The 15,154-nt window shown below is 65.8% G+C and carries 12 protein-coding genes; 10 read left to right on the forward strand and 2 right to left on the reverse strand.

The annotated features are described in order from the left end of the window. Window positions 1–69 precede the first annotated feature (69 nt). The 4 genes from ABMA59_RS14860 to ABMA59_RS14875 all read left to right on the forward strand — a co-directional run bounded on the left by ABMA59_RS14860 (window position 70) and on the right by ABMA59_RS14875 (window position 6,338). Window positions 70–1,782 (forward strand): HAD family hydrolase, encoded by a 1,713-nt coding sequence (locus ABMA59_RS14860; RefSeq protein ID WP_349006136.1) that lies wholly within the window; start codon window positions 70–72, stop codon window positions 1,780–1,782. A 153-nt stretch (window positions 1,783–1,935) separates the two neighbouring features. Further along, window positions 1,936–3,117, forward strand: coding sequence for an MFS transporter (locus ABMA59_RS14865; RefSeq protein WP_349006137.1), 1,182 nt, complete (start codon window positions 1,936–1,938; stop codon window positions 3,115–3,117). Between the two features lie 118 nt (window positions 3,118–3,235). Then, the gene (gene parE / locus ABMA59_RS14870) at window positions 3,236–5,287 is read left to right on the forward strand and encodes a DNA topoisomerase IV subunit B (protein ID WP_349006138.1); all 2,052 of its coding nucleotides are present in this window, start codon (window positions 3,236–3,238) and stop codon (window positions 5,285–5,287) included. A 145-nt stretch (window positions 5,288–5,432) separates the two neighbouring features. Continuing rightward, window positions 5,433–6,338 carry a bestrophin family protein gene (locus ABMA59_RS14875; RefSeq protein ID WP_349006139.1) on the forward strand — a complete coding sequence of 302 codons (906 nt, stop codon included), beginning with the start codon at window positions 5,433–5,435 and terminating at the stop codon, window positions 6,336–6,338. Window positions 6,339–6,371: 33 nt separating this feature from the next. Here ABMA59_RS14875 and ABMA59_RS14880 read toward each other — a convergent pair whose 3' ends face one another. Further along, a complete protein-coding gene (locus ABMA59_RS14880; RefSeq protein WP_349006140.1) occupies window positions 6,372–7,493 on the reverse strand; it encodes a DUF2336 domain-containing protein in 1,122 nt (373 codons plus the stop codon). A 251-nt stretch (window positions 7,494–7,744) separates the two neighbouring features. Between ABMA59_RS14880 and ABMA59_RS14885 the strand changes: the two genes are divergently transcribed. The 6 genes from ABMA59_RS14885 to ABMA59_RS14910 all read left to right on the forward strand — a co-directional run bounded on the left by ABMA59_RS14885 (window position 7,745) and on the right by ABMA59_RS14910 (window position 14,286). Continuing rightward, window positions 7,745–8,668 (forward strand): MurR/RpiR family transcriptional regulator, encoded by a 924-nt coding sequence (locus ABMA59_RS14885; RefSeq protein WP_349006141.1) that lies wholly within the window; start codon window positions 7,745–7,747, stop codon window positions 8,666–8,668. 16 nt (window positions 8,669–8,684) lie between these two features. Then, window positions 8,685–9,338, forward strand: coding sequence for a cysteine hydrolase family protein (locus tag ABMA59_RS14890; RefSeq protein ID WP_349006142.1), 654 nt, complete (start codon window positions 8,685–8,687; stop codon window positions 9,336–9,338). Next, on the forward strand, window positions 9,335–10,669 hold the full coding sequence (locus ABMA59_RS14895; protein WP_349006143.1) for a glutamine synthetase family protein: 1,335 nt from the start codon (window positions 9,335–9,337) through the stop codon (window positions 10,667–10,669). The genes ABMA59_RS14890 and ABMA59_RS14895 overlap by 4 nt, the downstream gene beginning before the upstream one ends. 161 nt (window positions 10,670–10,830) lie before the next feature. Further along, window positions 10,831–11,604 (forward strand): N-formylglutamate amidohydrolase, encoded by a 774-nt coding sequence (locus ABMA59_RS14900; RefSeq protein ID WP_349006144.1) that lies wholly within the window; start codon window positions 10,831–10,833, stop codon window positions 11,602–11,604. 24 nt (window positions 11,605–11,628) lie between these two features. Beyond that, window positions 11,629–12,945: a M20 family metallopeptidase gene (locus ABMA59_RS14905; protein ID WP_349006145.1), complete on the forward strand. Its 1,317-nt coding sequence runs from the start codon at window positions 11,629–11,631 to the stop codon at window positions 12,943–12,945. 123 nt (window positions 12,946–13,068) lie between these two features. Further along, window positions 13,069–14,286, forward strand: a complete 1,218-nt coding sequence (locus ABMA59_RS14910; RefSeq protein WP_349006146.1) for an amidohydrolase — start codon at window positions 13,069–13,071, stop codon at window positions 14,284–14,286. Window positions 14,287–14,396: 110 nt separating this feature from the next. Here ABMA59_RS14910 and ABMA59_RS14915 read toward each other — a convergent pair whose 3' ends face one another. Then, entirely contained in the window at window positions 14,397–14,888 is a 492-nt protein-coding gene (locus ABMA59_RS14915; RefSeq protein WP_349006147.1) for a hypothetical protein, read from the reverse strand. Window positions 14,889–15,154 lie beyond the last annotated feature (266 nt).

Consider the following 15,154-nt stretch of genomic DNA (forward strand, 5'->3'; position numbering starts at 1 on the left):
GCCTTGGAGCCCTCTCGGCGGTTCATGCGTTGACGCGCGACACGAACGGACGCAGCAACGGGACGCGGCATGTATTTCATCGCACTGGCGACGGATTATGACGGCACACTGGCGCATAACGGGATCGTTGCCGACAAGACGCTGGCGGCGATCCGGAAACTGAAGGAAGCCGGACGAAAGCTGCTTCTGGTGACGGGACGCGAACTGCCGGACCTGAAGAAGGTGTTTTCGGATCTGGACGTGTTCGACAAGGTCGTGGTCGAGAACGGCGCGCTGCTCTACACGCCATCTACCGGCGAGGAAAAACCGCTGGCCCCTGCCCCGTCCGACGATTTCGTCGCCGAACTGAAGAAGCGCGGCGTCGATCCCATCTCCGTCGGCCGCACCATCGTGGCGACATGGGAGCCGCACCAGGCGGTCGCGCTGGAAACTATCCAGGCGATGGGGCTCGGCATGGAGATCGTGTTCAACAAGGGCGCCGTGATGATCCTGCCCAGCGGCATCAACAAGGCGACGGGCCTCGCCGCTGCGCTGGCCGAACTCGGCCTGTCGCCGCACAACGTCGTAGGGATCGGCGATGCGGAAAACGACCACGCCTTCCTGCGGGCCTGCGGCTGCAGCGTCGCGGTCGCCAACGCCCTGCCCGCCGTAAAGGAAACCGCCGACCTCGTGACCAAGGGTGCGCGGGGACGCGGCGTGGAGCAACTGGCCGCCGAGATCGTCGAACGCGACCACGATCTCGGCCGGGCACCGCGCAACCGAATCGTCATCGGACGGGATGCGAAGGACAAGGTCGCCGAGTTGCATCCCGCGGACTGCGTGCTGATCGCCGGCAGTTCCGGTATCGGCAAATCGACGCTGGCGACCGCCATCACCGAGCTTTGCCGCGAGAAGAAATTCCAGTTCTGCGTGGTCGATCCGGAAGGCGACTACAGCGAGCTGGAAGGCGCGGTCAATGTCGGGGAGGCCGCCAAGGCGCCGGACATCGAGCAGGTGCTCGACCTAATCGGCAAGCCCGATACCAACCTTGCGATCGAGGCGCTGGGCGTCGAACTCGACAAGCGACCAGAGTTCTTCGCCGAGTTCCTGTCACAATTGACCGGGTTTCGCGCCCGCTATGCCAGGCCCCACTGGCTGATCGCCGACGAGGCGCACCACATGCTGCCGAAGCCGCGCGACGGCACATCGTTGGCGCTCTCCAACCAGTTGCCGGGAACGATCCTGATCACCGTGCATCCCGACGCCATGTCGCCCGAGGCGCTGAAGCTAGTGGGCGTGGTGATCGCACTCGGGCCGAAGGCGTCGGACGTCGTCAAGACCTTCTGCAAGATCACCGGACGCAAGGCACCCGCCAGACTGAAAGCGCCCGACAGCGATTCCGTGCTGTTCTGGCGGCCGGGCCGGGAAAAACGGCCGCGAATCGTCAAGGCCGAGAAACCGAAACAATCGCGAAAACGCCATACCCGCAAATACGCCCAAGGCGAAATCGACGAGGCCGGCAGTTTCTATTTCCGCGGGCCTCGCAAGGCGATGAACCTGCGGGCGCACAATCTGATGATGTTCGTGCGGCTCGCCGAAGGCGTCGATGATAAAACCTGGCAGCACCATCTCCGCGCCGGCGATTATTCGGACTGGTTCCGCAAGCAGATCCGCGACGACGAACTGGCCGACGAAACGGTTGCCGTCGAGAAGGACAAAAAGCTTTCGCCGGAGGAGAGCCGCAAGCTGATCGCCGAGGCGGTAAAGCGCAGATATACCGGCCCCGCCGAAGCGCCTGACTGAATGGCGCGTCTGGCCTGCGATGAGGCAGCGCTTCTGCACCAATGAATTGTCTCTTCGTTTCCGCAATGCTGCATTGCAGCAAACGTGCTTTTCCGATAGGTCGGACGGGTCCATCCTCCAGCGTCAACAAATCTCTCTTCTTCCCGAGTCCTCATGCGCCTGCCCATCCTCGCGCTCGCCGTTGCATCTTTCTGCATCGGGACCACCGAATTTGTGATCATGGGTCTGCTGCCCGAGGTCGCCGCCGATCTCGGCGTGTCGATCCCCGCGGCCGGCCTGCTGGTCACAGGCTACGCGCTGGGCGTGGTGATCGGCGCGCCGGTCATTGCACTGGCCACGGCAAGGATGCCGCGCAAACTTGTGCTGGTCGGCTTGGCGTCGCTATTCGTCATCGGCAATCTTCTGTGCGCCATCGCGCCGAACTACTGGATGCTGATGGCGGCGCGCGTCGTCACGGCCTTCGGCCACGGAGCCTTTTTCGGCATCGGGTCGGTGGTGGCCGCTAGCCTGGTGCCGAAAAACCAGCAGGCGAGCGCCATGGCGATGCTGTTCGCCGGGCTGACGCTCGCCAACATTCTGGGCGTGCCGGCGGGCACCGCCCTCGGCGAGGCCTTCGGCTGGCGGTCGACCTTCCTGGCCGTTGTGGTCATCGGCCTTGTCTCGGTCGCGGCGATCTCGTGGCTTGTGCCGAACAATGTCGCGCCGCCGAGCGGCAGCGGCATCGCCGGCGAAATCCGCGTGCTCGGCCGGCTGCAGGTATGGCTCGCCATGCTGATCTCGGCGCTCGGCTCGGGCGCGCTGTTCGCGGTCTTCACCTATATCAAGCCGATCCTGACCGACGTGACCGGCGTCTCCGTTCCGGCCGTGACATGGATCCTGCTGCTGTTCGGCGGCGGCATGACCGTCGGCAACATCATTGGCGGCAAGCTGGCGGACTGGCGGATGATGCCGACGATCATCGGCTCGCTGGTGGCGCTGGTCGCCATGTTCCTCGTCCTGCATAAGGTTGGACCGTTCCCCTGGCTCGTCATCCCGATGGTCTTCCTGTGGGGTCTGCTGACCTTCCTGCCCATCCCAGCGCTGCAACTGCGCGTCGTGGACAGCGCGTCCGGCGCGCCGAACCTCGCCGCGACGCTCAACCAGGGCGCTTTCAACATGGGCAATGCCGCCGGCGCCTGGATCGGCGGCGCGGCGCTGACGCTCGGCGTGTCCTACGCCAATCTGCCCCTGGTCGGCGCGGCCATCGTGCTGCTGGCGCTCGGCGTTGCCCTTGCGTCGCTGCTGATCGAACGCGGCGGCCGGATGACGGTGGCGGGCGCGTCAACGATCGGGTAACCATGCCTGGGCCACAATTCCAGTGGATGGGCTTCCGGAACGAATCGCGAACTGGTATTGCCTGACCTGAGTTTCTGCGAGTATCCGACCGAAACCGAATCAATCGACCGACGCGCGAATGGACAACAACGACCTCTTTTCCAACATCGGTGGACAGCCGCCGCAGCGCCCGTCGCGGCCGGTCGACCCGCTCGTCGCCGCGGCCCGCAAGACGCCCGTCTCCAAGGACGGCAGCGAGGGCTACGACGCCAGCCATATCGAGGTGCTGGAAGGGCTTGAGCCGGTGCGCCGGCGGCCGGGCATGTATATCGGCGGCACCGACGAAAAGGCGCTGCACCACCTCTTCGCCGAAGTCATCGACAATTGCATGGACGAGGCGGTGGCCGGCCACGCCAGCTTCATCGAGGTCGACTTCTCCGCCGACGGCTTCCTGACCGTCACCGACAATGGCCGCGGCATTCCGGTCGATCCGCATCCGAAATTCCCGGGCAAGTCGGCGCTCGAAGTCATCATGTGCACGCTGCACGCCGGCGGCAAGTTCGACTCGAAGGTCTATGAGACCTCCGGCGGCCTTCATGGCGTCGGCGTGTCGGTGGTCAACGCGCTCTCCGACCTGCTTGAAGTCGAGGTCGCGCGCGGCCGAAAACTCTACCGGCAGCGCTTTTCGCGCGGCGTGCCGCAGGGCGGGCTGGAGCAGCTTGGCGACGTTCAGAACCGGCGCGGCACCAAAATCCGCTTCCATCCCGACGCCGACATCTTTGGCAAGGGCGCAAAATTCGAGCCGGCGCGGCTTTACCGCATGGCGCGTTCGAAGGCCTATCTGTTCGGCGGCGTCGAAATCCGCTGGTCCTGCGCGCCGGAACTGATCGCCGACAAGGACAAGACGCCCGAAAAGGCGGTCTTCCACTTCCCCGGCGGGCTGAAGGACTATCTGGTCGCCACGCTGGGCGACGAGTTCCAGGTGACGCGCGAGGTTTTTGCCGGCAAGAGCGACAAGCAGGGCGGCCACGGCTCGATCGAATGGGCCGTCACCTGGTACGGCGGCGACGGGTTCCTGAACTCTTACTGCAACACCATCCCCACGCCCGAGGGCGGCACGCACGAGGCCGGTTTCCGCGCCGTGCTGACGCGCGGGCTAAAAGCCTATGCGGACCTGACCGGCAACAAACGTGCCTCGGTGGTGACGCCGGAAGACGTGATGATCTCGGCCGCCGGCATGCTGTCGGTCTTCATCCGCGAGCCGGAGTTCGTCGGGCAGACCAAGGACCGGCTGGCCACGGTGGAGGCCATCCGCATCGTCGAGACGGCGGTGCGCGATGCCTTCGACCACTGGCTGGCCGACAATCCGCAGGAAGCGACAAAGCTTCTCGACTGGGTGATCGCGCGCGCCGACGAGCGCGTGCGCCGCCGCCAGGAGAAGGAAGTCAGCCGCAAGAGCGCGGTGCGCAAGCTGCGCCTCCCCGGCAAGCTGGCCGACTGCACGCAGAGTGCGGCGCAGGGCGCGGAAATCTTCATCGTCGAAGGCGATTCCGCCGGCGGCTCGGCGAAGCAGGCGCGCGACCGCGCCAGCCAGGCGGTGCTACCGCTGCGCGGAAAGATCCTCAACGTCGCCAGCGCCGGCAATGACAAGCTCGCCGCCAACCAGCAGATCGCCGACCTGATCCAGGCGCTCGGCTGCGGCACGCGCTCAAAGTACCGTGACGACGATCTGCGCTACGACCGCGTGATCATCATGACCGACGCCGACGTGGACGGCGCCCACATCGCCTCGCTGCTGATCACCTTCTTCTACCAGGAGATGCCGCAGTTGATCCGCGACGGCCATCTCTACATGGCCGTGCCGCCGCTCTATTCGATCCGCCAGGGCGGCAAGGTCGCCTATGCCCGCAACGACGCGCATAAGGACGAACTCTTGCGGACAGAATTCACCGGGCGCGGAAAAGTTGAGATCGGCCGGTTCAAGGGTCTCGGCGAGATGATGGCGGCGCAACTCAAGGAAACCACGATGGACAAGAGCAAGCGCACTCTGCTTCGCGTGGATGTCGACGAGACCGATCCCGAAGGCACCAAAACCGCCGTCGATTCGCTGATGGGCACCAAGGCCGATGCCCGCTTCCGCTTCATCCAGGAGCGCGCGGAGTTCGCGGAGACGGAAGAGCTGGACATCTGAGATGCCCCGCTTTCAGTGCATCCTTCGACGCTCGCCCGCCGATGTTTTGGTCTTGCTCGCCTACGCCCCTAAGGGCCCGCACGACGGGTCGGGGCTTTAGAGCAAACAGCAACGGGCGAGCCTCGAAGAACGCACTGAAAGACCGATGATCGTCCGGCCGAGACCGAACATTTTTCAGCTCTTCTTCGTTATGCACGGGTCGATCGTTCCGCGCATCCTGCCGCAGATCATCGGTTTCGCCGCCTACTCTGTCCTGGTCGTCGAACTGGTGAGCTGGTTGGCGCTCGACATGAGCGACTTCAACATCGCGCCTTTCGGCCTGATCGCCATCACGCTTTCCATCTATCTCGGTTTCCGCAACAACGCCGCCTACGACCGCTGGTGGGAAGCGAGGAAACTCTGGGGCCAACTGGTCTTCGACATCCGCAATCTTTCCCGCGGCGCGATTTCGCTGATCGAGGACCGTGACCGCCATCGTCCGCTGCTGATGAACGCGCTCGCCTTCTGCCATGCGCTGCGCGGCCAGTTGCGAAAGGTCGATGCAACCACGGAGACGAAGGCGTTCATCGGCTCAGAGGCCGACGGCCTTGCGCGCCACGCCAACCGCGCCGACGAGTTGGTGCGCCGCATGGGCCGGCAGATCAACGCTGCCCGCAAGGACGGCGCCATCGATCCGATCGGCTTCCGCATCCTCGACGAGCGGCTGTCGTCGCTGGCGGCGGTGCAGGCCGGCTGCGAGCGCATTGCGGGAACGCCGCTGCCGTTCGCCTATACGCTGCTGCTACAGCGCACCGCGTATGTCGTCTGCCTGCTGCTGCCGTTCGGCCTGGTGCCATCGACCGGCTGGGCGACGCCGCTATTCACCGCCCTGATCGCCTACACCTTCTTCGGCCTCGATGCCCTGTCGGAGGAACTGGAAGACCCGTTCGGCACCGAGGCCAACGATCTCGCGCTGGACGGGCTCTGCCGTGTGTGTGAGATTTCCGTACTGGAGGCGCTCGGCGAACGCGCGTCGCCGATGCTCGCGCCAAAACGGCATTTTTTCTCTTAGCAGGCCGCTCCCATCAGTTGATTTGCCTGGCACCTATGCCGCCGCGATCGCCAGCGCGTGGTCGCGCGCATTTTCGCGCAGCACGTCGAGATGGATGGATTTCAGCAAACTCGCCAGTTCGCCCTCAGCGTTCGGCCCACCGAGTTCCCTGAGCATCAGCCACGACACTTCCTGCACGCCGGCGACCTGCTTGCCCTTCGCCACCTCGCGCCAGATCTTCAGCGCTCGCATGATCACACCATGCGTGGCGGCGCCCAGCCCGGCGCCACGCATCAGCGCCGCGACCGCTCCATCGCCGCCGCCCGACAGCAGCGAACGCACGCGATGTTCCGCCTGGCCGGTCAGCACGACCATCGCCGAGCCGAAGAAATCGATCTTGCCATGCGCCACGGCGCGGATCAGGAAGGAGGCGGTCAGATCGCCGCGCAGGCGAAGATGCTCGATCAGGGCGACATGTTCGTCCGGCCGGGTGCCGTCGATCACGGTGATCGAGGCTTTTATGCAGGCGTCGCGGGTGATCCGTTGGGCGCGCGCCGAGCCCATCAGCGCGCAGACCAGCGGCGAGCGGCTCAGCGCCTCCCCGACCTTGACCAGCAGCATATGCCGGCAATCGGACGGCAGGCGGCTGTCGCCAATCATCGCTTCGCGCACCGGTGCTGAATCGCCGAAACGCTCGGCGATGCGGCGAAAGCTGATGGACGCGATGTCGGCGCCCGGATTGGCAAGCAGTGCCAAACAGGCATCCGCCTCCCCCACCTCGGCCAATGCGGCAGACACCGACATGGATATCGCGGAACGCTGGGCGATCAGCACCTGCGTTGCCGAAGAACCGGAGGCCACCCAGTCGATCAGGTCGAGATCGGTTATCAATGGCGAACGGCCGATGATCAGGCTGGCGACCTCCGGCTGGTCCGAAGCCAGCGCGCTGATGATCTGCAAGGGCGCGTGACGGCTCATCGACAACGCTTCAGCCATGGCCAGCCGGACTTTCCAGGACGGATCGTCGAGCAGCAGCGTCAAGGCAGACTCGGCGGCGCAACGGTCCTCCAGCGAGAACTGATTTTCGATGAAGGCCCGCGCCAGAAGCCCGGCCGCATAGGCCCTTTCGGAGACACGCGCCGTGTGGACCCATTTCAGAAAATTGGAAACGATCATTCAGACTACCCGTTGCCCCTGGACTCGCTACTTGCCCCTCTTCAGACGGTAGGCAAAAATGGTTTACGAACCGTTTTATGGTTAACCAACAGTTCAAGGGGCCAGGCGACGCTCGCCTGTTGCAACTCGCGCGTTCTGGGTCGCAAGGTAATTAGACAGTCGAAAGCGGCGTGTAGAAAAATCTCCAAAATTGACAATCCTGAGCCATCTTGTAATTTCTTCGTCAACAGCATGGAGACGCGGGAGCAGCGGTGTCTATCCGGGAGGAACTGGCGCATACTGAGACGGCTTTGACCTCCGCGGAGCAGAAGATCGTGCAGGCGCTGCTGGCGGACTATCCGATGTCCGGCCTCGGCACCGCGACGCGGCTGGCGCGCCAGGCCGGCGTCAGCGACCCGACGGTCATGCGCCTGATGATCAAGCTCGGCTACGGAAAATATTCGGATTTCCAGTCGAAGCTGCTGGAGGAAGTCGAGTCGCGCCTGCATTCGCCTCTGCTGATGATGGAAGCCAAGCGGCCCGCCAATTCCAGCGGGGGGACGGCGCTCGGCTACTACAATTCGGTCGCCGAAAGCCTGGAGCGTACCCGAACCCAGACGCCGTCCCAGGCCTACACGCGGGCGGTGTCGATGATCATAGAGGCCAAGGGGCAGGTCGTGCTGCTCGGCGGCCGTTTCAGCCGACACATCGCCTCGATGCTGGCCGGCTACCTCGTTCAGTTGCGCAGCGGCGTACGTGATATCGAGCAGCTTTCGCCGTCGGATTTCGACGTGCTGATCGACATGGGCAAGCGCGACCTGCTGGTGGTGTTCGACTACCGCCGTTACCAGGCGGATGTGGTCAGCTTCGCCCGACAGGCGCATGAGCGCGGCGTCGGCATCCTGCTGTTCACCGATCCGTGGCTGTCGCCCATCGCCGAGTTTGCCGACCAAACGATGGTGGCGGCGATCGACGCCGACTCGCCCTTCGACACGCTGGCGACGCCGGTAGCGCAGATCGAGGCGGTGCTGGCGCATGCGCTCGGCTTGCATGGCGCGTCGATCAGGGGCCGCATCGAGGATATCGAGGCGATCCGCAGCGCCAACGCCGTCACGTTGGACGGCGGCGACGACGCCGAGCGCGCCAAGAGCCCCGGCGACCGCATTCCGCCACCGCCGGCGGTAAAAATATCATGACATTTCCGGAGTTTTCATGACCGCCAAAGCCCAGCTTCCGCGCAGAGACGAACCTTTTCAGAAAGGAGCGACGGCGCTGCTGCTCGTCGACATGCAGCGCATCTGGCTGGAACCCGGGCTCGACCCCGACCATGCCGACCGTGGGCCGGACCATTATATCTACAAGCAGACGCGCGAGGTGACGATCCCCAATCAGGTCAAGCTGCTGAAGGCGGCGCGCGAGGCGGGGGTAGAGGTGCTGCACACCATTATCCAGAGCCTGACCGAGGACGGCCGCGACCGCTCGCTCGACCACAAGCTGACGCCGATCCACATTCCCCCCAGCATGAAGGAGGGTCTGCCGCCTAAGGAACTGGCGCCCGTCGGGGACGAGATCCTGCTGCCGAAGACCTCGTCCGGCGTCTTCAACTCGACCAACCTCGATTATCTCCTGAAGAACCTCGGCATCCGCAACCTTGTCGTCTGCGGCATGCTGACCGACCAGTGCGTCGACATGACGGTGCGCGACGGGGCCGATCGCGGCTATCTCGTGACCTGCGTGTCCGATGCCTGCGCCGCCCCGTCGCAGGAGCGGCATGACGGCGCGCTGAAGGCGTTCGGCGGCTATTGCTGGGTGGCCGACACGGCGACCGTGGCAAAACGCTTCGAGGCGCTGGGGCGCGAGGCGTGAGCGCCACGATGACCCCGCTCGCCCATGTCGTGACCACCGACCTCGCCGGCATCACGCGCGGCCGGCCGGTGACAGAGGAACGGCTGCAGAAGGCGGCAATCAACGGGCTTGGCTGGGTGCCGGCGAACCTGTGCCTCACGCCGTTCAACTCGATCCCCGGCGAGAACCCCTGGGGATCGGCGGGCGACGTCAGGCTGGTGCCCGACCTGCCGGCGCGGTTCTCGACCAATTCGACCGGTGGCGAAACGCCGCTCGACCTCGTCATGGGTGACATCGTCGAGCTCGACGGTTCGCCCTGGGCCGGCTGCACGCGGACACAACTGAAGGACGCGCTGGCGGCGCTGAAGCAGGCCACCGGACTTTCGGTCGTCGCCGCCTTCGAGCAGGAGTTTTTGCTGCATCCCGGCGTCGCCGATCCGGCGCGCGTGCCGGGGCATGCGTTCTCGGTGACCGCCTTCCGCGCCGCTGGCGTGTTCGGGCCGAGGCTTGCCGCCTGTCTGGAAGAGGCCGGGGTTGAGCCGGAGATGGTGCTTCCCGAATATGGCAACGACCAGTTCGAGGTGACGCACGCGCCGACGGACGGGCTGGCGGCGGCGGACCGCGCCATCGTCATCCGCGAGGTGACGCGCGAAGTGGCGCGCAACCTCGGCCGCCGCGCCTCGTTCGCGCCGAAGCCCTTGTTAGACGGCGTCGGCAACGGCGTGCACATCCATTTCAGCCTGGTCGACGCCGACGGCAGGCCGGCGACCTATGACGGCGGCCGGCCCGGCGGACTGTCGGAAGCGGCTGGCTCGTTCTGCGCCGGCGTTCTCAAGCATCTGCAGGCGCTGACGGTGCTGACGGCCTCCAGCCCGCCCTCCTATTACCGGCTGGCGCCGCACAACTGGAGCTCTTCCTACACCTGGCTCGGCGAACGCGACCGTGAGGCGACGCTGCGCATCTGCCCGGTGGTGACGATGGGCGGGCGCGACCCGGCGCGGCAATTCAACATCGAGTATAGGGCGGCCGACGCCACCGCCAATCCCTATCTGGCGCTGGCCGGCATCGTGCGGGCCGGGCTGGCGGGCATCGAGCAGAAGCTGCTGGCGCCGCCGATCGTGTCGGGCGACCCGACGCTGATGAGCGAGACGGAGCTCGCTGCAAACGGCCTGCGCCGGCTGCCGGAAACGCTGGAGGCGGCGCTTGAGGCGCTGACGGCGGACGAGACCGTTCGCGGCTGGTTCCCGGCGCCACTCATCGAGAGTTTTGTCGCCGTGAAGCTGGCCGAGCTGGCGCTGATGGCGGGCAAGGAAAAGGCGGATATCTGCGCGGCCTATGGAGACCGCTATTGACCGCCCCTGCCCCACAGCGGTTTGCATTCACTCGACCCCATTCCACCGGGCCGCTTTGGGTCAAATCCATCGGGCGTCGTCTTGTCCGGGCCACTAGCTCGACCTGCAACGAAGCCCTTGACCTTAGCCCAAGCCATCACCGGCGGAATGAGGCCGACTGAATGCAAACCGCTCTAGCCCCGACGGCCGACTGGCCCGAGCCGGTCGAGATCGTGAATGCCGGGTCGAACTCGCCACTGGTGCTGGTCTGCGACCATGCGTCGAACCACATTCCGGCCGTCTACGGACGGCTGGGCGTCGCGCCGTCCGAACTCCGGCGCCACATCGCCTGGGACATCGGCGCGGCCGAGGTGACGCGGGCGCTGGCCGCGCGGCTCGGCGCGCCGGCGTTCCTGGGCGCCTATTCGCGTCTGCTGGTCGACCTGAACCGGCCGTTCGGCGTGCCGACCAGCATGCCGGTGATCTCGGAAGCGACGCGCATTCCCCGCAATGAAGGGCTGGACGAGGCCGAGCGGACACTGCGGCGCGAGCGCATGTTCGAGCCGTTCCATGAGGCGATTGCAAAATTCCTCGACCGGCGCGGAGCAGCCAAGAACCTGATTGTCGCCATGCACAGTTTCACGCCGGTGTTTCTGGGCGTGGCGCGGCCCTGGCATATCGGCGTGCTGCATGAGGACGGCGGCGAACTGGCGCAAAAATTCCTGGCCGCGCTGCGTACCGACCCCGCCCTGGTCGTGGGCGACAACGAGCCCTACCGGATCGACCGCGAGGGCGACTACGCAATTCCCGTCCACGGGACGGATCGCGGCAACCCGGCGGTGCTGATCGAAATCAGACACGACCTGATCGACACGCCTGAGGGCATCGCCACCTGGGCCGGCCGGCTTGCCGCCATTCTGGAACCCATCGTCGCAACATGCCAGCCGGCCGCCTGAGGCCGCGACCAGAAAGAGGATGCCATGCCGGATACCGAAGCCACGATCAAGGCGCTGCAGGATTTCATCGAGAAGGACCGCGACTTCGTCATCAACCTGACGCGCGACCTCGTCCGCATCCCGTCCGTCAATCCGAAATTCGAGACTGCCGATGGGCTCAACCGCGAGGGCGACGTGCAAAAGCTGCTGGAGCCGATCCTCAAGGACGAGGGTTTTGCCACCGAGCAGTTCGACGCCCTGCCCGGCCGGCCGAACCTGATCGGAGAGAAACCCGGCTCCGAGGATAAGAGCCTGATCCTGTGCGGCCATATCGACGTGGTGCCGACCGGTGCGCTCAAGGACTGGACGGTCGATCCGTTCGGCGGCGAGATCGCCGGCGGAAAGCTCTATGGGCGCGGCTCGATCGACATGAAGGGCGGCGTCGCCGCCTGCGTGGCGGCGATGCGTGCCATCAACCGCGCCGGCATAAAACTCGACGGGCGGCTGGCGTTCCACTCGGTGGTGGACGAGGAGGCCGGCGGCGGCGGCGCCATCGACAATGTCAGGCGCGGCAAGCTCGCCAAGGCGATCCTCGTGGCCGAGCCGAGCTGGGGCGATGTGCATCCCGCCGAGGGCGGGCTGGAGTGGGCGCGCGTCACCATTCGCGGCCGCAACGGCCATTCGGCCTTCCGCTTCAACGAGATCTACCCGCAGCAGCACACGAGCGACCGGCTGGCGCCGGCGGTCAACGCCATCGACATCGCCGCGCGCTTCATCGAGGCGGTGCACCTGTTCGAGCAGAACCGCGTGCGCGCCCGCTCGCATCCGCTGCTGCCCGCCGGCATGAACACCATCAACATCGGCGTGATGTGGGGCGGCACCGGCCTCGGCGCCAACGGCCTGCCGACGGTGATGACCAACCCGGCGATCATCCCCGACGCGGCGGTGCTCGACCTCGACATGAAGTTTTTGCCGGACGAGACCTCGAAGCAATACCGCCGGGATTTCGAGGCGTTCGTCGCCAGCTTCTGCGCCATGGACGACTGGCTGAGGAAGAACCCGATCAAGATCGACTGGGACCTCGGCGGCCTGCATTTCCCGCCGATGAACACAGCGCCCGACCATCCGCTGGTCGCCTCGCTGATGAAGCGGGCGGCGGCCGCCGGCAAGGCCCCCGCGATGAAGGGTTTCATCGCCGTCTGCGACGCGGCGCACTATGCCGGCGCCGGCGTCGACGGGGTGATCTACGGCCCGGCCGGCGACGGTTTCCATTCGACCGACGAATATGTCGACATCGACTCGCTGGTGAGAAGCGCAAAGGTCATCGCGGCGAGTGTGATCGACTGGTGCGGGGTCAGGTAACCACAGGGGACAGTTTACTTTTTTCCGCCAGCACGAACCTTGCGGCGGCACCGCCTGCCTGCGGAAAGAAAGTAAACTGTCCCCGGCACCTCCCCTGAGTTGCCGCAATTGAAGGAAGCGCAAATGAGCTCGACCCCACTCGACAACAGCCTCGTCGAAGAAGCCACCCAGTGGCGGCGGCATCTTCATGCGCATCCCGAAACCGCCTTCGACGAGCACCGCACCGCCGATTTCGTCGCGGCGAAGCTTGAAGAATTCGGCATCAATGTGCATCGCGGACTGGGCGGGACCGGCGTGGTCGGGACGCTGAGGCGAGGCACCAGCCCCGTCGCCGTCGGCCTGCGCGCCGATATGGACGCGCTGTTCATCCATGAGGAGAACGCGGTCGACTACCGTTCGTCGGTGGACGGCAAGATGCATGCCTGCGGCCATGACGGGCACATGGCGATGCTGCTCGGCGCTGCAAAGCACCTCGCCCGCAACGGCGATTTCGACGGCACCGTGCATTTCATCTTCCAGCCGGCCGAGGAGACGGGCGACGAGCGTTGCGGCGGCAATTTCATGGTCAGGGACGGCCTGTTCGAAAAGTTTCCGGTGCAGGCGGTGTTCGGGCTGCACAATCTGCCGTCCGCGCCGCTCGGCAGCTTTTCGATGCGGCCCGGCCCGATGCTGGCCTCCATCGACACGTTCGAATTCCGCATCGGCAGCGCGCTTGCCCATCCGGCCACGCAATACGGCGTGGCGGACCCGCTGCTGATCGCGGCCGGCATCGTGCAGGACATGCACGCCTTCAAGGCGCGTTACGTCAATCCGGCCGAGCCGGTCGTGCTGTCGATCACGCAGTTCCAGAGCGGCAATCCGGCCGACCGGCAAAGCGTGCATGTGACGCCGGACAAGGCCATCGTTCGCGGCACGGTCTATACGCTCAACGACGCGGTGCGGGACCAGTTCGAGACCGGGCTGGAAAGGATCGTGCGCAATGCCGCCGAGGCCGGCGGCGCCAGCCACGAATTTTTCTTCGAGCGCGGCTATCCGGTGCTGCGCAACACCGCCGACGAGACCGAATTCGCGGCTTCGGTTGCCAAGGAGGTTTCGGCGGCCGTGAACGCCGCGATGCAGCCCGTCATGGGCGCGGAGGATTTCGCCTTCATGCTGGGTGCGGCTCCGGGTTGCTACGTCTTCCTCGGGTCGCGCCATGAAAATGAAGCGGCGCCGCGCCAGCTTCACAACCCGCGCTACGATTTCAACGACGCGGCGCTGCCTGTCGGCATCCGCTACTGGGCGACGCTGGCGGAGCGTTATCTCAGTGAGGCAAAGTCCGGAGGCGGCCGGCCGGTTTAACCGAGCGACGAGCAACGGTTCTGCCAGGCAGCACGGATCGTTGCCAGGCGGGGGAAAATCCGCGCTGGCTGTCGCTGCTTCGCTTGTCGCGTCCTGGCCGGCCGGTCGCGTCATGAGGTATCGGGAGGGTCCAGCGCGTAGACGGCCAGCGCATGGGCGTGCGCCAGGATTTCGTCGACCTCGCGGATTCTGTCGGGATGTGGCGCAGTCGGGTCGTAGCGGGACAGCCGCCCGCCGGGCGGACGCCCGCGCCGCAGCGGCGAGAGGCGTCGGCGGGTGACGGGACCGTCCCGCGGGATTGCCGCGTCGCGCCGCGCCTTCCAGCGGGCGAAGCGTTGTGCCTGGCCGGGCAGATCGTCAAGCGCGGCGCCGAGCGCCGCAAGGCGCTGGCCGAGACGGGCGGCGTTGATGGGGTCGTCCGCCGACGGAGGGGGAGGCAGCGGGCGGTACGTCGCGTTGAAATCGAGGCCCAAGATGCGCGGGGCGGCGTGGGCGGGAACAGCGCGGCGGGGGATGTGGAACAGACGCCGCGGCGGATCGAGCAGCGGCAGGTTCCATGCACGCGGGGTGGATTTGGGACGTTTCTTCGGGCCCTTTGGCATGAAGGCGCGGGGACCTCGCAACATCGCCGGCTTTGGCTTGCGCGGGCGTAACGGCGGCAAGGCCACGACGATCGTAAGCGCCCGGTCATGACCGCCTTCCGTAGTGGTGTTCGGATCGGCTAACGATCGGGCTCGGGATGCTGAAGATGGTGTCCATGAGTGGGGCTTAATGGACACGATCCCGTTGGACGGAATGATTGGCGGGGATCTTCGGGGCGAGACAGCGCCCGCACGCCGGCGCAAGTCCTATACCCTCGAAGAGAAGC

Origin of the sequence: Mesorhizobium yinganensis, assembly GCF_040081985.1 — a bacterium.
GTDB lineage: Bacteria > Pseudomonadota > Alphaproteobacteria > Rhizobiales > Rhizobiaceae > Kumtagia > Kumtagia yinganensis.